Source organism: Limnohabitans sp. (assembly GCF_040401135.1).
Taxonomy (GTDB): Bacteria; Pseudomonadota; Gammaproteobacteria; order Burkholderiales; family Burkholderiaceae_C; genus Limnohabitans.
Map to the genome: position 1 here is coordinate 13,191 of NZ_JBBAOV010000016.1, position 21,024 is coordinate 34,214.

General features: G+C 54.6%; 27 protein-coding genes. 13 read left to right on the forward strand and 14 right to left on the reverse strand.

The features are described from left to right. Positions 1 to 233: 233 nt before the first annotated feature. Positions 234 to 518 carry a hypothetical protein gene (locus tag ABWP81_RS06135; RefSeq protein ID WP_353132485.1) on the reverse strand — a complete coding sequence of 95 codons (285 nt, stop codon included), beginning with the start codon at positions 516 to 518 and terminating at the stop codon, positions 234 to 236. A gap of 25 nt (positions 519 to 543) precedes the next feature. Between ABWP81_RS06135 and hemA the strand changes: the two genes are divergently transcribed. Genes hemA through grxD form a run of 4 tightly spaced genes read left to right on the forward strand, consistent with a single transcriptional unit; the run spans position 544 to position 4,100 of the window. Next, positions 544 to 1,803: a glutamyl-tRNA reductase gene (gene hemA, locus ABWP81_RS06140; RefSeq protein ID WP_353132488.1), complete on the forward strand. Its 1,260-nt coding sequence runs from the start codon at positions 544 to 546 to the stop codon at positions 1,801 to 1,803. Between the two features lie 11 nt (positions 1,804 to 1,814). Then, entirely contained in the window at positions 1,815 to 2,921 is a 1,107-nt protein-coding gene (gene prfA, locus ABWP81_RS06145; protein ID WP_353132491.1) for a peptide chain release factor 1, read from the forward strand. After that, a complete protein-coding gene (prmC, locus tag ABWP81_RS06150) occupies positions 2,918 to 3,757 on the forward strand; it encodes a peptide chain release factor N(5)-glutamine methyltransferase (RefSeq protein WP_353140318.1) in 840 nt (279 codons plus the stop codon). The genes prfA and prmC overlap by 4 nt, the downstream gene beginning before the upstream one ends. Before the next feature lie 25 nt (positions 3,758 to 3,782). Then, positions 3,783 to 4,100, forward strand: coding sequence for a Grx4 family monothiol glutaredoxin (gene grxD, locus ABWP81_RS06155; protein WP_353132497.1), 318 nt, complete (start codon positions 3,783 to 3,785; stop codon positions 4,098 to 4,100). A gap of 44 nt (positions 4,101 to 4,144) precedes the next feature. Here the strand turns inward: grxD and ABWP81_RS06160 are convergent, their stop codons facing one another. Genes ABWP81_RS06160 through ABWP81_RS06170 form a run of 3 tightly spaced genes read right to left on the reverse strand, consistent with a single transcriptional unit; the run spans position 4,145 to position 7,013 of the window. Then, entirely contained in the window at positions 4,145 to 4,579 is a 435-nt protein-coding gene (locus ABWP81_RS06160; RefSeq protein ID WP_353140320.1) for a hypothetical protein, read from the reverse strand. Beyond that, positions 4,576 to 5,268 carry a transglycosylase SLT domain-containing protein gene (locus ABWP81_RS06165; RefSeq protein WP_353140322.1) on the reverse strand — a complete coding sequence of 231 codons (693 nt, stop codon included), beginning with the start codon at positions 5,266 to 5,268 and terminating at the stop codon, positions 4,576 to 4,578. Before ABWP81_RS06165 ends, ABWP81_RS06160 begins: the two co-directional genes overlap by 4 nt. Further along, on the reverse strand, positions 5,268 to 7,013 hold the full coding sequence (locus ABWP81_RS06170) for a proline--tRNA ligase (RefSeq protein WP_353140324.1): 1,746 nt from the start codon (positions 7,011 to 7,013) through the stop codon (positions 5,268 to 5,270). Before ABWP81_RS06170 ends, ABWP81_RS06165 begins: the two co-directional genes overlap by 1 nt. Before the next feature lie 106 nt (positions 7,014 to 7,119). Between ABWP81_RS06170 and ABWP81_RS06175 the strand changes: the two genes are divergently transcribed. Beyond that, positions 7,120 to 7,740 (forward strand): RNA pyrophosphohydrolase, encoded by a 621-nt coding sequence (locus ABWP81_RS06175; RefSeq protein ID WP_353132510.1) that lies wholly within the window; start codon positions 7,120 to 7,122, stop codon positions 7,738 to 7,740. A gap of 42 nt (positions 7,741 to 7,782) precedes the next feature. Here ABWP81_RS06175 and proB read toward each other — a convergent pair whose 3' ends face one another. From proB to rplU, 4 genes are all read right to left on the reverse strand, one after another. After that, positions 7,783 to 8,916, reverse strand: a complete 1,134-nt coding sequence (gene proB / locus ABWP81_RS06180; RefSeq protein ID WP_353140326.1) for a glutamate 5-kinase — start codon at positions 8,914 to 8,916, stop codon at positions 7,783 to 7,785. A gap of 5 nt (positions 8,917 to 8,921) precedes the next feature. Next, positions 8,922 to 9,992 (reverse strand): Obg family GTPase CgtA, encoded by a 1,071-nt coding sequence (gene cgtA, locus ABWP81_RS06185; RefSeq protein WP_353140328.1) that lies wholly within the window; start codon positions 9,990 to 9,992, stop codon positions 8,922 to 8,924. A gap of 63 nt (positions 9,993 to 10,055) precedes the next feature. Next, on the reverse strand, positions 10,056 to 10,313 hold the full coding sequence (gene rpmA / locus ABWP81_RS06190; protein ID WP_353132519.1) for a 50S ribosomal protein L27: 258 nt from the start codon (positions 10,311 to 10,313) through the stop codon (positions 10,056 to 10,058). 12 nt (positions 10,314 to 10,325) lie between these two features. Then, the gene (rplU, locus tag ABWP81_RS06195; protein ID WP_333843233.1) at positions 10,326 to 10,637 is read right to left on the reverse strand and encodes a 50S ribosomal protein L21; all 312 of its coding nucleotides are present in this window, start codon (positions 10,635 to 10,637) and stop codon (positions 10,326 to 10,328) included. Positions 10,638 to 10,827: 190 nt separating this feature from the next. Between rplU and ABWP81_RS06200 the strand changes: the two genes are divergently transcribed. Both ABWP81_RS06200 and ABWP81_RS06205 read left to right on the forward strand, forming a co-directional pair. Next, positions 10,828 to 11,757, forward strand: coding sequence for a polyprenyl synthetase family protein (locus ABWP81_RS06200; protein WP_353140330.1), 930 nt, complete (start codon positions 10,828 to 10,830; stop codon positions 11,755 to 11,757). 17 nt (positions 11,758 to 11,774) lie between these two features. Continuing rightward, positions 11,775 to 12,176 carry a hypothetical protein gene (locus ABWP81_RS06205; RefSeq protein WP_353132526.1) on the forward strand — a complete coding sequence of 134 codons (402 nt, stop codon included), beginning with the start codon at positions 11,775 to 11,777 and terminating at the stop codon, positions 12,174 to 12,176. An 18-nt stretch (positions 12,177 to 12,194) separates the two neighbouring features. On the opposite strand, the gene ABWP81_RS06210 is transcribed toward ABWP81_RS06205, so the two are convergent. The 3 genes from ABWP81_RS06210 to ABWP81_RS06220 form a co-directional block, all read right to left on the reverse strand. Next, positions 12,195 to 12,521, reverse strand: coding sequence for a hypothetical protein (locus tag ABWP81_RS06210; protein WP_353132529.1), 327 nt, complete (start codon positions 12,519 to 12,521; stop codon positions 12,195 to 12,197). Positions 12,522 to 12,545: 24 nt separating this feature from the next. After that, positions 12,546 to 12,938, reverse strand: a complete 393-nt coding sequence (locus tag ABWP81_RS06215; protein ID WP_353132532.1) for an H-NS histone family protein — start codon at positions 12,936 to 12,938, stop codon at positions 12,546 to 12,548. 108 nt (positions 12,939 to 13,046) lie between these two features. Next, positions 13,047 to 13,319: an HU family DNA-binding protein gene (locus ABWP81_RS06220; protein WP_353132535.1), complete on the reverse strand. Its 273-nt coding sequence runs from the start codon at positions 13,317 to 13,319 to the stop codon at positions 13,047 to 13,049. Between the two features lie 181 nt (positions 13,320 to 13,500). On the opposite strand from ABWP81_RS06220, the gene ABWP81_RS06225 reads away from it, so the two are divergent. The 6 genes from ABWP81_RS06225 to ABWP81_RS06250 all read left to right on the forward strand — a co-directional run bounded on the left by ABWP81_RS06225 (position 13,501) and on the right by ABWP81_RS06250 (position 18,374). Further along, on the forward strand, positions 13,501 to 14,697 hold the full coding sequence (locus tag ABWP81_RS06225) for a GspE/PulE family protein (protein WP_353140332.1): 1,197 nt from the start codon (positions 13,501 to 13,503) through the stop codon (positions 14,695 to 14,697). Next, on the forward strand, positions 14,690 to 15,904 hold the full coding sequence (locus ABWP81_RS06230; protein ID WP_353140334.1) for a type II secretion system F family protein: 1,215 nt from the start codon (positions 14,690 to 14,692) through the stop codon (positions 15,902 to 15,904). The genes ABWP81_RS06225 and ABWP81_RS06230 overlap by 8 nt, the downstream gene beginning before the upstream one ends. A gap of 8 nt (positions 15,905 to 15,912) precedes the next feature. After that, positions 15,913 to 16,704, forward strand: a complete 792-nt coding sequence (locus ABWP81_RS06235; protein ID WP_353140336.1) for a prepilin peptidase — start codon at positions 15,913 to 15,915, stop codon at positions 16,702 to 16,704. A gap of 22 nt (positions 16,705 to 16,726) precedes the next feature. Further along, on the forward strand, positions 16,727 to 17,344 hold the full coding sequence (coaE, locus tag ABWP81_RS06240) for a dephospho-CoA kinase (protein WP_353140338.1): 618 nt from the start codon (positions 16,727 to 16,729) through the stop codon (positions 17,342 to 17,344). Positions 17,345 to 17,417: 73 nt separating this feature from the next. Then, a complete protein-coding gene (zapD, locus tag ABWP81_RS06245; protein ID WP_353140340.1) occupies positions 17,418 to 18,170 on the forward strand; it encodes a cell division protein ZapD in 753 nt (250 codons plus the stop codon). Between the two features lie 3 nt (positions 18,171 to 18,173). After that, complete coding sequence (locus ABWP81_RS06250; protein ID WP_353140342.1) at positions 18,174 to 18,374, forward strand: DNA gyrase inhibitor YacG; 201 nt, start codon at positions 18,174 to 18,176, stop codon at positions 18,372 to 18,374. Positions 18,375 to 18,423: 49 nt separating this feature from the next. Here ABWP81_RS06250 and ABWP81_RS06255 read toward each other — a convergent pair whose 3' ends face one another. From ABWP81_RS06255 to argJ, 3 genes are read right to left on the reverse strand one after another with little or no spacing between them, the layout of a single operon-like run. Next, on the reverse strand, positions 18,424 to 18,894 hold the full coding sequence (locus ABWP81_RS06255) for an NUDIX domain-containing protein (RefSeq protein WP_353140344.1): 471 nt from the start codon (positions 18,892 to 18,894) through the stop codon (positions 18,424 to 18,426). Positions 18,895 to 18,898: 4 nt separating this feature from the next. Continuing rightward, a complete protein-coding gene (locus ABWP81_RS06260) occupies positions 18,899 to 19,780 on the reverse strand; it encodes an ATP-binding protein (RefSeq protein ID WP_353140346.1) in 882 nt (293 codons plus the stop codon). Further along, on the reverse strand, positions 19,780 to 21,021 hold the full coding sequence (gene argJ, locus ABWP81_RS06265) for a bifunctional glutamate N-acetyltransferase/amino-acid acetyltransferase ArgJ (RefSeq protein WP_353140348.1): 1,242 nt from the start codon (positions 21,019 to 21,021) through the stop codon (positions 19,780 to 19,782). The genes ABWP81_RS06260 and argJ overlap by 1 nt, the downstream gene beginning before the upstream one ends. Between the last annotated feature and the right edge of the window lie 3 nt (positions 21,022 to 21,024).

The following is a 21,024-nucleotide window of genomic DNA, read 5'->3' on the forward strand; positions in this document are numbered from 1 at the left end:
CTAAGGCGCATGGGGCGCGAAATAAGTGACCGATTTTACCGCAGGGGGCTTGGGGCTTAGGTGCTAGGGGCTTAGAGCACTTACTGGGGTTGGGGCTGAACGACATCGGCTTTTAGGGTTATTCGACAACCCAAAGCTCAAGATGAGTTGCCTGTGTGCGCGTTGAGCGACATTCTGAGCGCAGCAAAGAGGAGCCAACGTGCATACAGGCAGCTCGCCTTGAGCGCTTCACATCAACGCTGCCAGCCTTTGCACATGAACCATTGGGCCGTGCCACAAGCGATGACCAAGGCCGAATAGGTGGCCATTTTTCCGTCGACACCCCATAAAACCAAGCCGCCCGCTAGAACCGCTGTGCCCAAAACACCACTCACCGCCGTCTGTTTTATCAGGCTCCAACTCGACAAAGGCAGCCACCAACGAGCGGTCAGGCGGGCAAACAGCACGCAAAAAAGGGCTACGCCCCATGCTGGCGCAATGAAGTTAAAAGTGTGAATGATTTGTTCTAGGGGACCCATGCGAGTAAATTTTATAATGTGCGCTATGGCAGTCTGGGCTTTAGGCCTCAATCACACGACAGCCCCGCTTGATTTGCGGGGCCGTTTCGCTTTTGCGGTCGAACAAATGGGTCCGGCCCTTGCGACCCTGCGCCACTCTTTTGCACCCAACAGCGAGGTGGCCATTCTCTCCACCTGCAACCGCACCGAGATTTACTGTGCGGGCGGCGAGGCCCAAATGCAACAGACCATGGCTTGGTTGGCCCAGTCGGGTGGCGTGTCGGCAGATGACCTGAAAGGCCACACTTACGCCCTGCTAGAAGCCGATGCCGCACGTCACGCGTTTCGTGTGGCCAGTGGTTTGGACTCGATGGTGTTGGGCGAGCCCCAAATCTTGGGGCAAATGAAAGACGCGGTGCGTGCCGCGTCTGAGGCAGGCGCGCTCGGCACCACGCTCAACCAGCTGTTCCAACGCTCATTTGCCGTGGCCAAAGAGGTACGCAGCTCCACCGAGATTGGCGCGCACTCCATCAGCATGGCCGCCGCCGCTGTGCGATTGGCCGGCCAACTGTTTGAAGACCTGAGCGAAACCCGCGTGCTGTTTGTGGGCGCAGGCGAAATGGTTGAGCTGTGTGCCACACACTTTGCGGCCAAGAACCCCAAATCCATCGCCATTGCCAACCGCACTCTCGAACGTGGCGAAAAGCTGGCCACCCAATTTAGCGGCGAGGTGATGCGCTTGGGGGACTTGCCAGGGCGACTACATGAATTTGATGTGATCATCAGCTGCACGGCCAGCACCCTGCCTTTGATTGGCTTGGGCGCGGTGAAGCAAGCACTGAAACAACGCAAACATCGCCCCATGTTTATGGTCGATTTGGCAGTGCCGCGCGACATCGAACCCGAGGTGAAATTGCTAGAAGACGTGTACCTTTACACGGTGGACGATTTGTCTGACGTGGTGCAAACCGGCCAAGCCAACCGACAAGCAGCGGTAGCGCAAGCCGAAGCCATCATCGATGCAGGTGTGCAAAGTTTTGAGCATTGGATGGACCAGCGCAGCCATGTGCCGCTGATACAACAGCTCAACGCCCAAGCCGAAGACTGGCGCAATGTTGAGCTGGCCCGCGCCCGCAAAGCCATTGCCAAAGGCGACGATGTGGATGCGGCACTGGAAGCCCTGTCTCGCGGCCTGACTCAAAAAATGCTGCACGGTGCGATGGCCGAATTGCACGCGGGTGACGTCGAATCGCGCGAACGCGCACGCCATGCCATTGAGCATTTCTTTTTGCGCGGCAACCGTTAGGCGCTGACCCTATGAAAGACTTTTTGCGCGCTCAACTAGAGCGCCACACCCAACGCTTGCACGAACTCGATTTCTTGCTGTCTCGCGAAGACATCATGAAGGACATGACGCAGTTCTTGGCCCTGTCACGTGAACACACCGAGGTAACCGCCACAGCGGGCCGCTTCGCACGCTACCAACAACGCGAAGCCGATGTGCAAGCCGCACAACACATGCTGCAAGACGTAGGCGATGACGCCGACATGCGAGCCATGGCCGAAGAAGAAATGACCAGCGCCCAAGCTGAGTTGTTGCAACTCGAAGCCGAGCTGCAACGCATGCTGCTGCCCAAAGACCCCGACGATGCACGCCCTGCGTTTATCGAAATTCGCGCAGGTACGGGCGGCGATGAGTCGGCTTTGTTTGCTGCCGATTTGCTACGCATGTACATGCGTTATGCCGAGCGTCAAGGCTGGCGCACGGAGATCGTGAGCGAATCGCAAAGCGAGCTGGGCGGCTACAAAGAAGTGGTGGTACGCATGGACGGCGGCTCATCGGGCGACGGTGTGTATGGCTGGCTCAAGTTTGAGTCGGGCGGTCACCGCGTGCAGCGCGTGCCTGCCACCGAAACACAAGGCCGCATCCACACCAGCGCTTGCACGGTGGCGGTACTGCCCGAGCCGGACGAGGCGGAAGCGATCAAAATTAACCCGTCTGATTTGCGCATCGACACCTACCGCGCCAGTGGTGCGGGGGGTCAGCACATCAACAAAACAGACTCTGCGGTGCGCATCACCCACTTGCCAACAGGCATCGTGGCTGAATGCCAAGACGGGCGCAGCCAACACAGCAACAAAGCGCAAGCGCTAAAAGTGCTGACGGCTCGCATCCAAGAAAAAGACCGCTCTGAGCGCGCCGCCAAAGACGCGGCCACGCGCAAGGGCCTGATTGGCAGCGGCGACCGCAGCGACCGCATTCGCACCTACAACTTTCCGCAGGGGCGCTGGAGCGACCATCGCATCAACCTGACGCTGTACAAACTCAACTTCATCATGGAAGGTGATTTGAGCGAGGCGATGCAAGCTTTGAAGCATGCACACGAGGCCGAGCAACTGGCGGCGCTGGAAGGCAACACATGAATGTGTTGACCGTGGCTCAAGCCGCTAGTTGGGCCCAAACATTAGGACTGCCACGCTTAGATGCCCAAGTGTTGTTGCTGCACGCCTTGGGCCGCGCACCGCACGACCGCGCTTGGTTGTTGGCGCATGGTGATGACGCGCTAGACGCAGCAGCGCAAACCACCTTTGCCGACGCCACACAACGCCGCCTGAACACCGAACCCGTGGCTTACATCACAGGCCAAAAAGAGTTTTTCGGCTTAACGCTGCAGGTGGACAAACGCGTGCTAGACCCTCGCGCAGACACAGAAACTTTGGTGGAATGGGCTTTGTCTTGTATGGCCGACACGCTCACACCCGAGATGGTTGACCTTGGCACAGGCAGCGGTGCGATTGCTTTGGCACTAAAACATTCACGGCCCGATGCTGCTGTGCGCGCAGTGGATGCCAGCGCGGATGCGTTGGTCTTGGCTAGCGCAAACGCCAAACGCTTAGGGCTAGCCGTCACCTTTCATCATGGCTCGTGGCTCGCACCTCTGAACGGGCACACCTTCGATGCCATCGTCTCCAACCCGCCCTATGTGGCCAGCGATGACGCGCACTTGGCAGAGTTGAAGCACGAGCCTTTAACAGCCCTGGCTTCTGGCGCAGATGGGCTGGACGACATTCGCGTCATCGTGCGCGAAGCCGTGCGGCACCTCAAGCCCAACGGCTGGCTGCTGCTCGAACACGGTTTTGACCAAGCCCTGGCTGTGCAAACATTGCTGGGCAACCAAGGTTTTGTGAACGTACAAAGCCGTCCTGACCTTGCGGGAATCTTGCGCTGCACGGGTGGACAATGGCAGACAATGAAATAATTACCTTTTGATTTGGAGTTAACCCATGAGCGACGCACAACAACGCATTGACGAACTAGTAAAAGGCAACGAGGTGTTGCTGTTCATGAAGGGCAGCGCAAGCTTTCCCATGTGTGGCTTCTCGGGTCGTGCGATACAAGTGTTGAAGGCTTGCGGCGTTGAGCCCAAAGCCATCAAAACCGTGAATGTGCTGGACGATGCAGAAATTCGTCACGGCATCAAGGAGTACAGCAACTGGCCCACCATCCCACAGCTCTACATCAAGGGCGAGTTTGTGGGTGGCTCAGACATCATGATGGAAATGTATGAGTCGGGTGAGTTGCAAAAGGTCATCAACGGCTGAAGACATGTGGGATGAATGGCAGCCCGCTTTTATAGCGGGCTTTTTCATTTCACAGTGAAGGGCTCAGGAGATGGTGATGGTGATGGTGCCGGCGAAGGCAGCGGCACCAGCAATTGTTCAGTTTTGCACTGAGGATTGCCGTAACGCTGCACACACAAATTGGCCGAGCATGAGGCAATGGCCATGTTGCGCACGGCCTCGTTTTGATCGACCACCACTAACTCTTGATAGTTGATGAACTCGGGGCGTGTGATGTCGCTGCAAAAGGTGCGCAGGTGGTTGCCGTCTTGGCGAGTGAAGCAATTGCGCATGCCCGTGGACACATGGATGACGCGCTGACGCGTTTGCACCACTTGCACTTTGTTCTGGGGGTAATCGGCCCAAGCTTGCGGCGCACACTCCCCCTCCACCGCGCGATAGGCTTGGGTGGCACAGCCCGACAACAGCACTGCCGCGAGTATCACAATCCACTGCTTCATTGCCACCCCTTTTGCGCCGCAAGGACGGCATTTGGATATTGCGTCTGACCACGGCTGCCGTTGTAGCGGCCCAGTGCCAAAGTCAGGTCTCCACCCTCAACGTTCAGGTAGTGCCGCAAGATGACGCAGCCAAAGCGTAAATTGGTTTGCGCTTGAAATAGTACGCTGGCATCGCCTTCGGCCAGCACCCGCGTCCAAAACGGCATGACTTGCATGAACCCCCGCGCACCCGCGCTGCTGATGGCAAATTTACGAAAACCACTTTCGACTTGAATTAAACCCAGTACCAAGCTTGAGTCTAAGCCCGCACGTTGGCTTTCGTACCAAACAGTTTGCAAAAACTCGCGGCGCAAATGTGAATTGGCCAATTCATGCGCCAATAAATCAGGCGCCGCATTTGGACTGCTTGAGGCGGCTGCAATGGCGACGTTTGCTGCGTTCGTCGCTGCGGGGCTGCTCTTGCGACGTTGCAGTTGCTTTTCGAGCCGCGCTTCGTTTTGCGACAACCATTGCCCAAACGCATTGGCGCCCTTTGCATCGGTATGGACCAAACTCGGCGGACCTGACTGATGCACTGCAGCACTGAGCGCTGTGCGTACCGAGTCGATCAAAGGTTCTTCGCGCTGATTGCCAGCATGCGCTACGGTCAACACCGCCATGCAGAACAGCAAAGCGGCGGCACGCTGCATCACAAACCGAGCTTGGCCTTCACATGCGCCAACACATCGGCCACAACCACTTTGGTCGATTCGCTGTCGCGACGGTGCTGATACTCAACCACGCCGTCTTTCAAGCCTTTGTCGCCTATGGTCACGCGGTGCGGCACACCGATCAGTTCCCAATCGGCAAACATCGCGCCAGGGCGCTCGCCGCGATCGTCCAAGATGACGTCCACGCCCAAGGCCAACAGCTGTTCATAAAGCTTGAAGGCTGAGGTCTTGACTTCTTCGCTGCGGTCCATATTGACGGGGCAAATGACGACCGTGAATGGCGCAATCGCGTCGGGCCAAATGATGCCGCGCTCGTCGTGGTTTTGCTCAATGGCAGCAGCGGGCAAACGGGTCACACCAATGCCGTAGCAACCCATTTCCATGAATTGCGGTTTGCCGTTCACGTCCAAAAATGTGGCGTTCATAGCTTGGCTGTATTTGGTGCCGAGGTAGAACACATGGCCCACTTCGATACCGCGCTCAATGGCGAGCACACCTTGGCCGTCTGGGGATGCATCGCCCGCGACGACGTTACGAATATCAGCGATGAAATCTGGCTCGGCCACATCGCGGCCAAAGTTGACGCCGGTCATGTGGAAGTCCACTTCGTTGGCGCCGCAAATCCAGTTGGCCATCACGGCCACATCGCGGTCTGCCACGATTTTTAAGGGCTGCTTTAAATTGAGTGGGCCGAGGTAGCCTGGCTTGCACCCGAAGTGGTCTTCAATTTCAGACAGTGTGGCAAAACGAAAGCCGCCTTCAAAACCAGGTAGCTTGCCGACCTTGACTTCGTTCATCTCGTGGTCACCACGCAAGAGCAGCAGCCAAACGTGTGACTTGACGATCTCGCATTTGTCGTTGAGCGTGTCGGTGGCCAGCACCAAAGATTTGACGGTGGTATTCAACGGCACGTTCAACAAAGCAGCCACGTCTTCACAGGTGCTTTTGCCAGGTGTGGCGGTTTTGGCCAAGGCTTGTGTGGCCGCGCCACGTGGGTGTGCAGGGGCCAATGCCTCGGCCTTCTCCATATTGGCAGCGTAGGTGCTGGTGGGGCAATAAACGATCGCGTCTTCGCCCGTGGCTGCAATCACTTGGAACTCTTCGCTCAAGTCGCCACCAATGGCGCCGCTATCAGCGGCCACTGCGCGGTAGGTCAAGCCGAAACGGTCAAAAATATTGCGGTAAGCACCCGCCATGACTTGGTAGCTTTGTTTGGCGCTGGTTTGATCGCGGTCAAAACTGTATGCGTCTTTCATGATGAATTCGCGACCGCGCATGAGACCAAAACGTGGGCGACGTTCGTCGCGAAATTTGGTTTGAATTTGGTAGAAGTTTTTAGGCAACTGTTTGTAGCTGCGAATTTCTTGGCGGGCAATGTCAGTCACGACTTCTTCACTGGTGGGTTGCACCACGAAGTCACGGCCATGGCGGTCTTTGATGCGCAGCAATTCTGGGCCCATTTTGTCGAAGCGACCGGTTTCTTGCCACAGCTCAGCCGGTTGCACGACAGGCATGCTCAGCTCAATCGCGCCAGCGCGGTTCATTTCATCGCGCACGATGGCTTCGACCTTGCGGATCACGCGCAAGCCCATGGGCATGTAGTTGTAAATGCCAGCGCCGAGCTTTTTGATCAGTCCCGCGCGCATCATTAATTTGTGGCTCACCACTTCGGCGTCGGCTGGGGCTTCTTTGAGCGTGGAAATGAGAAACTGGGAGGCTTTCATGCGTGCAATCGAATTGTCAATTTAGTGGGGGAATTAGGGCAAATTCTGAGTGAAGTCCTGCAGCTCTGTGCATAATCAACTCAGTTTAAAAATTTGAGGTTTGATTATGCTTGACCGAGAAGGGTTCAGACCCAACGTCGGCATCATCTTGCTCAACCAGAAAAATCAGGTTTTTTGGGGCAAACGTATCCGCACCCACAGCTGGCAATTCCCTCAGGGCGGCATTGATCGAGGAGAGACTCCCGAGCAAGCCATGATTCGTGAATTGCACGAAGAAGTGGGGCTCAAGCTAGAGCATGTGCGCATTGTTGCCCGTACCCGTGATTGGTTGCGCTATGAGGTGCCAGACCGGTTTATCCGACGCGATGCGCGTGGTTTTTACAAAGGCCAAAAGCAAATTTGGTTTTTGCTTCAAATGGCTGCGCCTGACCACCATTTGAATCTGCGTGCCACCGACCATCCAGAGTTTGACGCTTGGCGTTGGAGCGACTACTGGGTTCCCCTAGACGCGGTGGTGGAGTTCAAACGCGGTGTTTACGAAATGGCGCTGACCGAGCTGTCACGCTTTTTACCGCGCCCAGAGACGCGTGGCCGTTTTTTGCGTGGCGGTCCACACCACAATGCGCCAGACAACGGTGGCATGGCTAAGCAATTTAGTGGGTCAATCAACATGGAGCTTCCACCCGGAGCCACGTTTGACCCTGACCCACAAGCAGGGTTGCGTTAAAGCCAATGCACAATTGCAAACGCCCACCTAGGTGGGCGTTTTTCATTTGGTCAGCACCATGTTGTCTCGATGCACCATTTCTGGCTCGGCTGCGTAGCCAAGCAGTTCGGTCATTTGCCCAGAAGGTTTACGGCACAACATACGCGCTTCAGCGGCAGCGTAGTTAGCCAGTCCACGGGCCACCTCTTGCCCTTGACCATCCAAAATAGCAATCACTTCGCCACGCGAAAAATCGCCGTCCACTGTGATCATGCCAATGGGCAAAAGACTAGAGCCGTCACCCTTAAGTTTGTGCACTGCGCCATCGTCGATGGTGACAGAGCCTCGCAGTTGCAGATGGTCAGCCATCCACTGTTTGCGAGCTTGCTGCTTTTGAGTTTGTGCCACCAGCAAGGTGCCGATGGCTTCACCTTGGCTCAAACGCACCAGAGCATCGGGCTCACGGCCCCAGGCAATAACGGTGGATGCGCCAGAACCTGCCGCACGTTTAGCGGCCAAAATTTTGGTGATCATGCCGCCTTTACCAAGGCTAGAGCCTGCGCCGCCTGCCATGTCTTCTAGTGAAGGGTCGCCAGCGAAGGCCTCGTGCACAAAGGTGGCCTTCGTGTCGAGACGTGGGTCAGCGGTGTACAACCCCTTTTGGTCAGTCAAGATGATGAGCGCATCGGCCTCGACCAGGTTGGCCACCAAGGCACCCAAGGTGTCGTTGTCACCAAACTTAATTTCGTCGTTCACCACCGTATCGTTCTCGTTGATGACGGGTAACACGCCGTGCGTGAGCAGCGTCAACAAGGTGGACCGGGCGTTGAGGTAACGCTCGCGGTCAGCGAGGTCAGCATGCGTGAGCAAGACTTGAGCCGAGCCCAAACCGTTTTGGCGCAGCTTGGTTTCGTACATCTGGGCCAAGCCCATTTGTCCTACTGCGGCAGCGGCTTGTAGCTTGTGCAGTTCCTGGGGGCGAGTGGTCCAGCCTAGGCGTTTCATGCCTTCGGCAATTGCGCCACTGGACACCATGATGACCTCTCGGCCATCGCGCACCAAGGCGCTGAGCTGTCGGCACCACTCGCCAATGGCTTGTTCATCCAAGCCACGACCGTCATTGGTCACCAAGCTAGAGCCGACCTTGACCACGATGCGGCGTGCATCGCGCAACACGGTGGAATTGGAAATCGTCATGCTACTTATTCAGGCGAGGGCTCAACAAAGCGTGGATCAATGTACTCAGGCGGTTGTTCAGCCACCTGTTGCGCTTTGATGTGTTTGTAAATGTCTTTGATCAGATGCTCGCATCCCTCGCGCGTGAGCGCCGAGATTTGGAACACCGGGCCTTTGTACTTCATGCGTTTGACGAAGTCAGCAACTACGGCAGCGCGGTCATCGGTTGGCACCATGTCGAGCTTGTTAAGTACCAACCAACGCGGTTTGTCGTACAAGGCTTTGTCGTATTTTTTCAGTTCATTGACGATGGCCTTGGCTTGTGCCACAGGGTCCACCTCATCATCGAACGGTGCAATGTCCACAAGATGCAACAACAAACGAGTGCGCTGCAAATGACGCAAGAATTGATGGCCTAAGCCAGCACCTTCAGACGCTCCTTCAATTAAGCCAGGCACATCGGCCACCACAAAGCTTTGCTCTGCGGCCACACGCACCACACCTAAGTTGGGGTGCAAGGTAGTAAAGGGATAGTCGGCAATCTTGGGGCGTGCGTTGGAAATAGCAGAGATCAAGGTGGACTTGCCCGCGTTGGGCATACCCAGTAAACCGACGTCAGCCAAGACTTTTAACTCGAGCTTGAGTTCACGTTTTTCACCCAGCCAACCTGGTGTTTTTTGTCGTGGCGCACGATTGATCGCGCTTTTAAAACGCATGTTGCCAAAGCCACCGTCACCACCCTTGGCGATGGTGATGACTTCACCCGGCACCAGAAGTTCAAACAAGACATCGCCAGTTTCGACGTCGGTGATGATGGTGCCCACGGGCATTTTCAAAGTGATGTCGTCACCGGCATGGCCGAACATGTCGGAACCTAAACCGTGCTGGCCGCGTTTGGCCTCGTGGCGGCGTGAGTAGCGGAAGTCGACCAAGGTATTGAGGTTGGGGTCTGCCACAGCAAACACATGGCCGCCGCGCCCGCCGTCGCCACCGTTGGGGCCGCCGAACTCTTTGTATTTTTCATGACGGAACGAGACGCAGCCGTTCCCCCCATCGCCAGCGGCGATGTCGATATAGGCTTCGTCTACAAATTTCATGGGTGTCTTAAAGTAGTAAAGCCCCGACAAGTCGGGGCTTTGTCACACATCAGTTTGAAAAAATCAAACCGGTGTGATGTTGACCATGTGCTTGTTCAAAGCGCCTTTAACGCCGAACGAGACGTGGCCGTCAACCAATGCGAATAACGTATGGTCTTTGCCCAAGCCGACGTTGACGCCGGGGTGGAACTTAGTGCCACGTTGACGCACGATGATGGAGCCAGCGGAGATCAACTCACCGCCGAAAGCCTTAACTCCGAGCATTTTTGGGTTGGAATCACGCCCGTTTCGCGTAGAGCCGCCGCCTTTTTTCTGTGCCATGTCAAATGCTCCTTAGCCGTTGATGGAAGCAATCTGCAGTTCAGTGAACTGCTGACGGTGCCCTTGGCGTTTTTGGTAGTGCTTACGACGACGCATTTTAAAAATGCGCACTTTGTCGTGCTTACCGTGAGACAAAACTGTCACTGTGACAGTTGCGCCGGACACCAAGGGTGTGCCGACCTTGAGTTCAGCGCCGTTACCGACTGCCAACACTTGATCGAACACAATCTCTTGGCCTACGTCCGCAGCAATCTGTTCTACTTTAATTTTTTCACCAGCAGCAACACGATACTGTTTGCCACCGGTTTTTATGACCGCGTACATGTGAGACCTCTAGATAAGAATCTATTTGGATATCTACGGACGGATTTCCGCAGAGCCCAATAGTATAGCAGCGATTAAGCCGTAGCGCCAATCCCTATAATCAGCAGTCTTTTCAACGCTTTTCACACTTTTTTCTAGCCACGCTTTGATTGCCAGCGACTCTAACCCACTAGCTTTGATAGCTGCCGACATGGCAGAAGTTGATCGCGTCATCGCGCAACGCTTGGACTCGGACGTGCCCTTGGTAGGAAATGTGTCGCAGTACATCATCTCAGCGGGCGGCAAGCGCATTCGCCCTGCATTGCTCCTGCTCATGGCCGGCGCTTTGGGCTACACCGATGCGCAGCGTCACAATTTAGCAGCCGTAGTTGAGTTCATCCACACAGCCACCTTGTTGCACGACGATGTAGTGGATGAGTCCACCTTACGCCGTGGCCGCCCTACCGCCAACGAATCGTTTGGCAACCCCGCCAGCGTGTTGGTAGGCGACTTTTTATATTCCCGCGCTTTCCAAATGATGGTGGATTCCGGCGAAATGCGCATCATGGAAGTGCTGGCCGAAGCCACCAACGTAATTGCAGAAGGCGAAGTGCTGCAGTTGATGAACATGCATGACGCATCTTTAGACGAAGCTGGCTATCTACGCGTGATTCGCTCCAAAACCGCCAAGCTGTTTGAAGCTAGTACACGTTTAGCCGCCATCTTGGCCAAAAGCACACCCGATGTCGAAGCCGCCTGCGCGGACTATGGCCAAGCGCTCGGCACAGCCTTCCAAGTGATTGACGACGTGCTGGACTATGACGGCGACGCCAAAGAACTAGGCAAAAACTTAGGCGACGATTTGCGCGAGGGCAAAAACACCCTGCCACTCATCATTGCCATGCAACGCGGCACGTTAGCGCAACGCCAAACGATCAAAAGTGCCATTGAAAATGGCGAGATGGATGCCTTGAACGACATTATTGAAATTGTGCGCGGCACAGGCGCACTGGATGCCACACGCGCTGCGGCCAACGCAGAAGCCGAGCGCGCCATTGCCGCACTGGGCCTTTTGCCCGCCAGCCCTTACCGCGATGCCATGCACGCCTTGGCTGCGCAGTTGCTTGACCGACGCAATTAATCTTTAAAGCCCACCGAATGCACGATTTAGACAAACCCTATACCGACAGCATTCAGCAATGGGATATTGCTTGCGATTGCTTCAAAGCCGAATTTAAATTCGACCCCAATGAAATTGTCACGATCGACACCATCCGTGAAATGTTTGCCGAAATCGTTGACGACTCCGCGTTATCGCAAAATGCATCCATCTCACTGATGTTCGCTTTGTATTTCTTGGGTTATATAACGCTGCTAGAAATCATGAAAGCCAAAGACGAGGCTTTTGAAATTGGCAATATGGACGATTTCTACCTAATACTAGACCGCGCAGACCAGTGGGCACACCAATCGACAGATACTGCCAAGTTAGCAGATGCGGCTGCGCCAATTATTCAAGCCACGCAGAAAATCATGCATAAATTACATCTGACGCGCTGAATATTGCGCGCCAGATGCTTATTCCTCGATCAGCTTACAGGGCATTTTGATGCCTTTAGCTACGCGTTTTTCTTCGCAAGAATGCATGGCGCGACGCTCACCTTCTGCTGACATTTTTATATATATAGAACAATGCCACGCCATTTTTTCGCCATCCGTGTGGCTGTCAAAAGCAGCAGCGCAATGGCTCATCTTTGTCATCTCTGGCTTTACTATTTTCCACTGCGAACGCAACGGGTCAGGTAGCTCGCTAACTTGCATTACGGGGTATTGGCCAATTGGTTTTGCCGAAACGGTAAAACCAATCAACGCCAAGGCACAAACCAAATATTTCAATAAATGCATGATTTAACCTTAGCCATCCGCCAATTAAGCAACGGCCGCAGCCGTTGCAGTGGGTGCAATCAAAGCTGTATCAAGCGTGCCCGCGGCCTTCAAAGCTTGCACCCAAGTTGGTGATACGCCACGACCAGTCCAGGTTTGGTCTGTGTTGGATGGGTTTTTGTATTTAGGAGCCACTTTCTTGCCAGCCAATGCACCTTTTTTGGCAACCTTTGGGGCCTTTGCCGCTTTGGCAGGCTTGCCTGAATTAAGCGCTTTGGCAATGTCAGCCGCTGACAAGCCAGCTTCTTTGGCCATAGTGACGATTTGAGCCAATACTTTTTCATGTGACTTTGATTTCAAAGCCTGCTCTTTTTTGTCTAAAAGCTCGCGCTGCTTACGAATTGAAGCGAGTTGATTTGCGACGGTAGTACGTGCCATGTGAGATATTCCTAGTTAATATTTTATGAAAGAGCCTTATTTTATACATACTCCAGAAAAATAAAAGCCCGCAATGCGGGCCTTTATTGATTTGATCTGAATTAAATATTAATTCAAAGCATCTTTCAATCCCTTACCCGCCTTGAAACGTGGCACCTTGGCGGCTTTTATTTTCAAAGCAACGCCTGTCCGAGGGTTGCGACCCATACGCGCAGCACGCTTGGTGACACTGAAAGTGCCAAAGCCGACCAAGGTCACGGTGTCGCCTTTTTTGAGGGTCTTCTTAACTGCCTCAATGATGGAAGCCAGAGCGCGCGTGGCGGCTGCTTTAGAAATGTCAGATTTGGCTGCAATATGTTCAATCAATTCAGTCTTGTTCACGTTTTTGGTCCTATTGTTAACTTGGATATCAGAAGTTCTGATTTCAAAAGTTTAATTAAATTAATCACTCTTGGAAATACGCCAATTGGCGTATTCAGGACACTCTCTTTTGTAACACTCACTCTCACCCAATCAGCTCTGGGCATCCAAGAATTGGCCATCTATCCTTAAAGGAATTTGTATGGTGACGCCTCCTGACTCAGCTGTCAAAACACTCGACGACTTGTTGCATAAGGCCTTGGCCCAAGGCGCATCAGATGTGCACTTTGAAAGCGGAGAAGATTTCTTTCGCATACGGTTTCGCATCGATGGCCTGCTGCGCGTGACAGCAACGCCCCCACAGACGCTGCGAGACGCTATCGTGTCGCGGCTCAAAGTTTTGGCACGTATGGACATTGCCGAAAAGAGAGTGCCGCAAGATGGACGAATTCAATACCCGCACCTCGACCGCCTGATTGATTTGCGCGTCAGTTCTTTACCCACGCTACATGGCGAAAAAATCGTGGTGCGTATTTTAAATTTCAGCCGAGAGCGCCCCGGCTTGGGAGCGCTCGGCTACGAACCAGACGACCGCGCCAAACTGGTTCAAGCCTTGGGGCAGCCGCACGGCTTAATTCTGATGACAGGGCCCACGGGCTCTGGCAAAACTTTGTCTTTGTACAGTTGCCTTGAATTACTTAATCGCACCGAGGTAAATATTTCCACGGTGGAAGACCCATCTGAAATTCACTTACCCGGCGCAAACCAAGTCAACATCAATGACCGCGCAGGCTTAACGTTTGCCACCACGTTGCGCGCGCTGTTGCGTCAAGACCCAGACGTGATCATGGTGGGCGAAATTCGCGATTTAGAAACTGCAGACATCGCCATACAAGCCGCTCAAACGGGTCACTTGGTCTTATCCACCTTGCACACCAACGACGCGCCGGGAACTTTGGCACGCTTGCGCCACATGGGCGTGGCGGCCTTCAATGTGGCGGCAAGTGTGAGCTTAATCACTGCACAGCGCTTAGTTCGGCGCTTGTGTGAACACTGCAAGCGCCCCATGAATGCGACAGAAGTTGATTTCTTTTTCAGCCAGCTCAACGCGCAAGACCAACAAGTTATTCCAGCCCACATACGAACTCAAGCATTACCCCACAAAGCGGTGGGCTGTGACGCATGTGACAGGGGCTACAAAGGGCGCATCGGCTTGTACCAAGTCATGCCCATCAGCGAAGGCATGCAAGCCCTCATCATGCGTGACAGCGATGCACAAGCACTTGCAAGTCAAGCTGCCTTAGACGGTGTGCGTACCCTGCGCCAAGCGGGCTGGCTCAAAGTGCTGCAAGGCATCACGTCGACCGAAGAAGTCATGGCCTTGACACATCATGGCTAAGCGCCGATTCGCCTGGCGCGGCGTTGACCGCAAAGGTGATATTCAACAAGGCGTGATTCACGCGATCACCCAAGAAGACGTCAGTAAGCAACTTAAACAGCAACGCATTCGTGTGACACGGATTCAGCGTCAATTCGATCTGCCCAGTTGGCTTCAATTCAACCTCCAACCCCGCGTGTACGCGCGTGACATCACCCAATTCACGCGCCAACTGGCCACACTGTTGCACGCTGGCGTTCCCTTGCTTCAAGCCTTTGATATTTTGGATCGTGGCGAAAGCAACGCCGCCTTAAAAATCCTCATTCGCGAGCTTCGCACCCAAGTCGAGGGTGGGGTTGCCTTAAACCAAGCCTTGCGGCAACACACCGCGTTTGATGCGCTGTATTGCAACCTTGTCGCCGTGGGCGAATTAGCCGGCTTGCTCGACACCATGTTGGAGCGATTGGCAAACCACCTTGAAAAGTCAGAAGCCTTGCGAACCACCATCCGCTCAGCCCTCATTTATCCCAGCGCTGTGCTGTCTATTGCGGGTCTTGTATTGGTGTTGATCTTGGTGTTTGTCGTGCCTGCGTTTCAAAACATCTTTGCCTCTTTTGGGGCTGAGTTGCCGTGGCTCACACGGGGCGTGATCGCGCTCAGCGATGGCCTTCAGCAGCACGGGCTTTGGCTATTGGCAGCGACTGCTTTAGCGGCTTGGTGGCTGAGGAGACAAGTGCAGCAACGCATCAACTGGCGGCGCACCTTGCACCGACTGCTGCTTCTCCTTCCAATTGCGGGCCCCCTCACTCGCCATGCGTGTACGGCCAGATGGACACGCACGCTGGCCACCTTGTTTACGGCTGGCGTGCCGCTGACCGAAGCACTAGAAGCCGTGCAGGGCGTGACCGGCCATTTGATGTTTCAAGCTGCAACGCAAGCCATTCAGGCGCAGCTTATTCAAGGTCAAGCCTTGTCGCGCGCACTCGACAGCACTGAAGGCTTATTCCCGCCCATGGTCGTGCAAATGTGCGCCATTGGCGAAGAGTCAGGCGCTCTTGACCACATGCTGGAGAAAACGGCCGAGCACTACGAACGTGAAGTCGACAGCACCGTCGCGCGACTGTCTACACTCTTAGAGCCTTTCATCATGGTGGTGCTAGGTTTGCTGATTGGCGGCTTGGTGATGGCTTTGTATCTTCCAATTTTTCAACTGGGGCAAGTGGTATGACGTGGCACATGGCCTGGGTGTTTGGATTGGGTTTGCTGATCGGCAGCTTTGTGAACGTGTTGATCCACCGATTGCCACGCATGATCATGGGCGAGCACGCAGCCGAGGGTAATTCGCAGCGCTACGACTTGTGCTGGCCCGCCTCACACTGCCCACGCTGCCAAACACCACTCAAAGTGTGGCAAAACCTTCCGTTGGTGAGCTTTGTTTGGCTCAAAGGTCGTTGCAACTTCTGCAGCCATGCCATCGGTCTGCAATATCCTGTGATCGAACTCATGACAGGCTTCATTTGGCTACTCTGCACTTGGCATTGGGGCTTGAATTCAGCAGGCTTTTGCTGGGCCGGTTTTGCCACCGTGCTACTGGCTTTGTCTGTGATCGACTGGCAAACCACCCTGCTGCCTGATGACCTGACACAGGGCTTGGTGTGGGGCGGCCTCATGGCCAGCGCTTTGGATTGGCTGCCATTGCCTTTGCATCAGTCTGTTTGGGGTGCAGTGTTTGGCTACGCCTCACTCTGGGCAGTGGCCGCTGCGTTTGAACGCGTCACGGGCAAACAAGGCATGGGCGCGGGGGACTTCAAACTGCTCGCGGGCCTCGGGGCTTGGCTGGGACCTTTGGCTTTGTTGCCGGTGGTCATGCTGGCTAGTTTGAGCGGAGCCGTGGTTGGGTTGACTCTTAAGTTCACCCACCGTCTACGTGACGACGGTTACGTGCCTTTTGGTCCATTCTTAGCGGTTGCCGGTGGTTGCGTGGCCGTCATCGGCATCGACGTGGTAGCGCTGTGGATGGGTTGGTGATTTATTGAATAGACTCGACGTCATGACACCCAAGCCCTCACCTCTTCGCATTGGTTTGACAGGCGGCATTGGCAGCGGCAAAAGCACCGTCAGCCAAATGCTACAGGCGCGTGGCGCGGCAGTAATAGACGCTGATGCCATCGCCCGCAGCGTGACCGCTCCGCAAGGTGCCGCCATGGTGGACATAGCACGCTCCTTTGGTGCCGCGTTTATCACCCCTGAAGGCGCACTCAACCGCGAAAAAGTGCGAGCCCATGTGTTTAGTAATCCGCAGGCCAAAGATGCGTTGGAAGCCATCATCCACCCACTGGTGGCCAAAGAAACCCAGCGGCAAGCCCAAGTTGCCCTTAGTGCTGGCTACCTCACCTTGATTTTTGACGTTCCACTGCTCATTGAGGCGGGTAGTCGCTGGCGTGCTCAGGTGGATCGTGTTTTGGTGTTGGATTGCCTGGTAGAAACCCAAATTCAACGGGTCGTGGCACGCAATGCGATGAGCCGCGAAGCTATTCAAGCCATCATCTCTGCGCAAGCCTCTCGCGCCCAAAAACTGTCAGCCGCCGACTGGGTGATTTACAACGAGAACATCAGCAAAGAATCCTTGCAAGAAGCCGTCGCACAGCTACCCATTCGAACGCGTTAGACCCATTAAACCCAATTGATGTACGGGTATGATCATTAGAATTCTTGATCCCCATAACTGACCTGTATTTCGCGTGATTCTGTACGAACATCCCTTCAACGAACGTGTACGCACTTATTTGCGTCTGGAACATTTGTTTCAACGCTTCGACGAACTCGCCACACGCGACCACCCGGTAGACAACCACTTTGCTCTCGCCACTTTGTTTGAATTGGTAGAAGCAGGTGGAAGAACCGACCTGAAGTCGGACGTGCTCAAAGATTTAGAGCGCCACAAGCAACAGTTCAACTCCCTGCACGGCAACCCTTCTGTTTCTGAAACGGCATTGCAGCAGTTGCTAGAAAACCTTGATCGCTGCTACAGCGGACTGAGCGGTCCGATGGGAAAAATTGGTCAAAATATCACCGATAACGAATGGCTTTCAGCTTTACGTAACCGCGTTGCAATACCGGGAGGCACTTGCTGCTTTGACTTGCCTGCTTACCACGCATGGCAACAACAAAGCCCCGACCTGCGTCGAGCCGACATCATGCGTTGGTTCGATGTATTCCAACCCATGAAAGCCTCGGTCAACCTGCTACTTTCACTCATGCGCGACACAGGCACCACGCAAAAGATGATGGCCATGGGCGGTCAATTCCAACAATCATTGGCGCAAGGTAAATTTCAACTCATGCGTGTGGCGATGGACCCAGCTTTGGGCTTCATCCCAGAAATAAGCGGCAACCGCTTGATGATTTGGGTGCGCATGATGCGCCATGACGGCGATGGTCGCTTGCAGCACAGCACAGACGACGTGCCATTTGAAATGGCTTTGTGCATCTAGGCCATGGCTGACTCTGAGGTTCGCATCGTTGTTTGTCCGCAGTGCGGTGGCCCAAGCCGCTTCGAAGCGGCCAACGTGTATCGACCTTTTTGCGGTGAGCGCTGCCGCAACATTGACCTAGGCGCTTGGGCCAACGAGGAGCACCGTTTGCCCGATCAAACACCGCAAGATGACGCTGACTTTGAGAACACACCGTTGCAATAAAAAACGCCTGTTCAAAGTCGCAGACGGTTTTTCATTTTCCTAAACTAGCTTAAGCGGTGTGCGTGTCACCCTCAAACCCACGCTCTTTTGCAAACCACTGCAAAACTGGGACAGTGCCGGGCAACACGGGCTGCACAGTCACTGGCAACTGTTGCCACACAAACGACTGAGATTCCAACATTTGCAATTCACCCGTCCACTGCGTGACCTTGCAAAAGTTCAGCTGTACCAAGGCATGTGGATAGTCAATACGCTCAATTTTCCACAGCGTACAGTCGTGAATGGTGATGCCAATTTCTTCATGCAACTCACGTCTTAATGCCTCTTCAACCGTCTCGTTAGCTTCAAGCTTGCCGCCCGGAAACTCCCAATATCCCGCGTAAGCTTTGCCCGTGGGGCGACTGGTGAGCAAAAAAGAACCATCATCAAGCACCAAAACGCCAACCGCCACTTGTACCAAGCTGCGGTCGGCAGAGCGCAGTTGGTCGGCATCGACCACGCGCACATCTTCGTTGCTCATGGGTTCAGGACGCGTGTTTGCCAGCGTAGTCGCGTGCAAATTGATACGCCACACGACCACTGCGCGAGGCACGCTCGAGAGCCCATATCAAAGCTTCGGGCCTGGCAGCCTCAATCTCGGCGGGCTTGAAGCCAAACGACGAGAGCCACTGCGCGGCAATAGTCAGGTACTCATCTTGGCTAAAGGGGTAAAAGCTCACCCACAAACCAAAGCGTTCGGACAAGGAGATTTTCTCTTCAACGACTTCACCCGGATGCACTTCGCCGTCATCAGTGTGCGTGTAGGTGAGGTTTTCTTTCATGTACTCGGGCAACAAATGACGTCGGTTACTGGTGGCGTAAATCAACACGTTGGGTGTAGCTGCAGCAATAGAGCCATCCAAGATGGACTTGAGCGCTTTGTAACCCGGCTCGCCATCTTCAAAGCTCAAGTCATCACAAAAGATCATGAATTTTTCGGGGCGATCGAATACCAAATCAATGATGTCGGGCAAGTCTGTCAGGTCGTCTTTGTCGACTTCGATCAAACGCAAGCCTTGCGGGCCGTACTCGTTCAAACACGCTTTAATGAGGGACGATTTGCCCGTGCCACGCGCACCCGTCAGCAGCACGTTGTTGGCGGGCAAGCCTTTGACAAACTGCTCAGTGTTGCGCCGGATTTTTTCTTTCTGACCGTCAATCTCTTTCAAATCAGCCAGTCCCAGCGGAGCCACATGTCGCACGGGCTCTAAGCCACCGCGACCGCTACTCCGCTTGCGGTAGCGAAAGGCCACGCTGGCTAACCAATCGGGCTCTGTCATGGGTTGCGGCAGCGCCTGTTCAATGCGAGCCATCAAAGCCTCGGCGCGTTGCACCAAGCGTTCTAGAGGGTGAAGCTCTTCTGTCATTAGCTACGGTAATCGGCGTTGATACTGACGTAATCGTGGCTCAGGTCGCAGGTCCAAACAGTGTCGCTGGCCGTGCCACGGCCCAAGACCACGCGCACGGTGATTTCTGATTGCTTCATGACACGCTGTCCGTCTTCTTCGCGGTACGCTGGGTGACGGCCACCTTGAATGGCCACATGCACATCGTCCAAATACAAATCAATGCCTGTTTGGTCTAGGTCAGCAATGCCCGCATAACCCACAGCGGCCAAGATGCGGCCCAAGTTAGGGTCACTGGCGAAGAAGGCTGTTTTTACTAAGGGCGAATGTGCAATGGCGTAGGCCACTAGGCGGCATTCAGCACTGGTCTTGCCGCCTTCTACTTGGATAGTGATGAACTTGGTAGCACCTTCACCATCGCGAACGATGGCTTGCGCCAATTGGCGTGCCACTTGCAGCATGGCTTGCAGCAAGGCTTGACCTTCTGCACTTTGCAAACTGGTGATGGGCGCGTGTTGCGCTTTGTTGGTGGCAATGACTACGAAGGAGTCATTGGTCGAGGTGTCACCATCCACCGTGACGCGGTTGAACGAGCCTTCGGCCAATGCCAAAGACAGCGCCTTCATCAAGGCAGGTGCAACACATGCGTCGGTGGCCACATAGCCCAACATCGTGGCCATGTTGGGGCGAATCATGCCTGCGCCTTTGCTGATACCTGTCACGCTCACCGCGGCGTTGCCAATTTGCACTTGTGTGCTGGCTGCTTTTGGCACAGTGTCTGTGGTCATGATGCCTTCAGCAGCATCCGCCCATTGCTGGGCACTGCCCGTATTGCCTGCAGCGGCAATGGCTGCTGGCATGCCCGCGATGATGCGGTCGTGTGGCAATTGCTCCATGATGACGCCGGTGGAAAACGGCAACACTTGATTGGGCGAAATGCGCAAGACTTCAGCCAAAGCCTTGCAGGTTTCATGCGCACGCTTCAGACCTTCTTCGCCAGTACCCGCATTGGCGTTGCCCGTGTTGACCACCATCGCACGAATACCTTGACCAGCATCCAAATGTTCTCGGCAAACCTGCACGGGGGCTGCACAAAACCTATTTTGAGTAAAAACGCCGCCGACCGATGCACCCTCGTCAATCAAGACAACGGTCAAATCTTTGCGGCCTGATTTACGAATGCCTGCTTGGGTCACGCCAATGCGCACACCTGCAATGGCATGCAAATCTGCAGGACTTGGAGGATTCAGATGGACAGCCATAAA

Coding starts and splice junctions, on each gene's coding strand:
- ABWP81_RS06135 (WP_353132485.1), bottom strand. CDS start 518: ATGGGTCCCCTAGAACAAATCATTCACACTTTTAACTTCATTGCGCCA.
- hemA (WP_353132488.1), top strand. CDS start 544: ATGGCAGTCTGGGCTTTAGGCCTCAATCACACGACAGCCCCGCTTGAT.
- prfA (WP_353132491.1), top strand. CDS start 1,815: ATGAAAGACTTTTTGCGCGCTCAACTAGAGCGCCACACCCAACGCTTG.
- prmC (WP_353140318.1), top strand. CDS start 2,918: ATGAATGTGTTGACCGTGGCTCAAGCCGCTAGTTGGGCCCAAACATTA.
- grxD (WP_353132497.1), top strand. CDS start 3,783: ATGAGCGACGCACAACAACGCATTGACGAACTAGTAAAAGGCAACGAG.
- ABWP81_RS06160 (WP_353140320.1), bottom strand. CDS start 4,579: ATGAAGCAGTGGATTGTGATACTCGCGGCAGTGCTGTTGTCGGGCTGT.
- ABWP81_RS06165 (WP_353140322.1), bottom strand. CDS start 5,268: ATGCAGCGTGCCGCCGCTTTGCTGTTCTGCATGGCGGTGTTGACCGTA.
- ABWP81_RS06170 (WP_353140324.1), bottom strand. CDS start 7,013: ATGAAAGCCTCCCAGTTTCTCATTTCCACGCTCAAAGAAGCCCCAGCC.
- ABWP81_RS06175 (WP_353132510.1), top strand. CDS start 7,120: ATGCTTGACCGAGAAGGGTTCAGACCCAACGTCGGCATCATCTTGCTC.
- proB (WP_353140326.1), bottom strand. CDS start 8,916: ATGACGATTTCCAATTCCACCGTGTTGCGCGATGCACGCCGCATCGTG.
- cgtA (WP_353140328.1), bottom strand. CDS start 9,992: ATGAAATTTGTAGACGAAGCCTATATCGACATCGCCGCTGGCGATGGG.
- rpmA (WP_353132519.1), bottom strand. CDS start 10,313: ATGGCACAGAAAAAAGGCGGCGGCTCTACGCGAAACGGGCGTGATTCC.
- rplU (WP_333843233.1), bottom strand. CDS start 10,637: ATGTACGCGGTCATAAAAACCGGTGGCAAACAGTATCGTGTTGCTGCT.
- ABWP81_RS06200 (WP_353140330.1), top strand. CDS start 10,828: ATGGCAGAAGTTGATCGCGTCATCGCGCAACGCTTGGACTCGGACGTG.
- ABWP81_RS06205 (WP_353132526.1), top strand. CDS start 11,775: ATGCACGATTTAGACAAACCCTATACCGACAGCATTCAGCAATGGGAT.
- ABWP81_RS06210 (WP_353132529.1), bottom strand. CDS start 12,521: ATGCATTTATTGAAATATTTGGTTTGTGCCTTGGCGTTGATTGGTTTT.
- ABWP81_RS06215 (WP_353132532.1), bottom strand. CDS start 12,938: ATGGCACGTACTACCGTCGCAAATCAACTCGCTTCAATTCGTAAGCAG.
- ABWP81_RS06225 (WP_353140332.1), top strand. CDS start 13,501: ATGGTGACGCCTCCTGACTCAGCTGTCAAAACACTCGACGACTTGTTG.
- ABWP81_RS06230 (WP_353140334.1), top strand. CDS start 14,690: ATGGCTAAGCGCCGATTCGCCTGGCGCGGCGTTGACCGCAAAGGTGAT.
- ABWP81_RS06235 (WP_353140336.1), top strand. CDS start 15,913: ATGGCCTGGGTGTTTGGATTGGGTTTGCTGATCGGCAGCTTTGTGAAC.
- coaE (WP_353140338.1), top strand. CDS start 16,727: ATGACACCCAAGCCCTCACCTCTTCGCATTGGTTTGACAGGCGGCATT.
- ABWP81_RS06250 (WP_353140342.1), top strand. CDS start 18,174: ATGGCTGACTCTGAGGTTCGCATCGTTGTTTGTCCGCAGTGCGGTGGC.
- ABWP81_RS06255 (WP_353140344.1), bottom strand. CDS start 18,894: ATGAGCAACGAAGATGTGCGCGTGGTCGATGCCGACCAACTGCGCTCT.
- ABWP81_RS06260 (WP_353140346.1), bottom strand. CDS start 19,780: ATGACAGAAGAGCTTCACCCTCTAGAACGCTTGGTGCAACGCGCCGAG.
- argJ (WP_353140348.1), bottom strand. CDS start 21,021: ATGGCTGTCCATCTGAATCCTCCAAGTCCTGCAGATTTGCATGCCATT.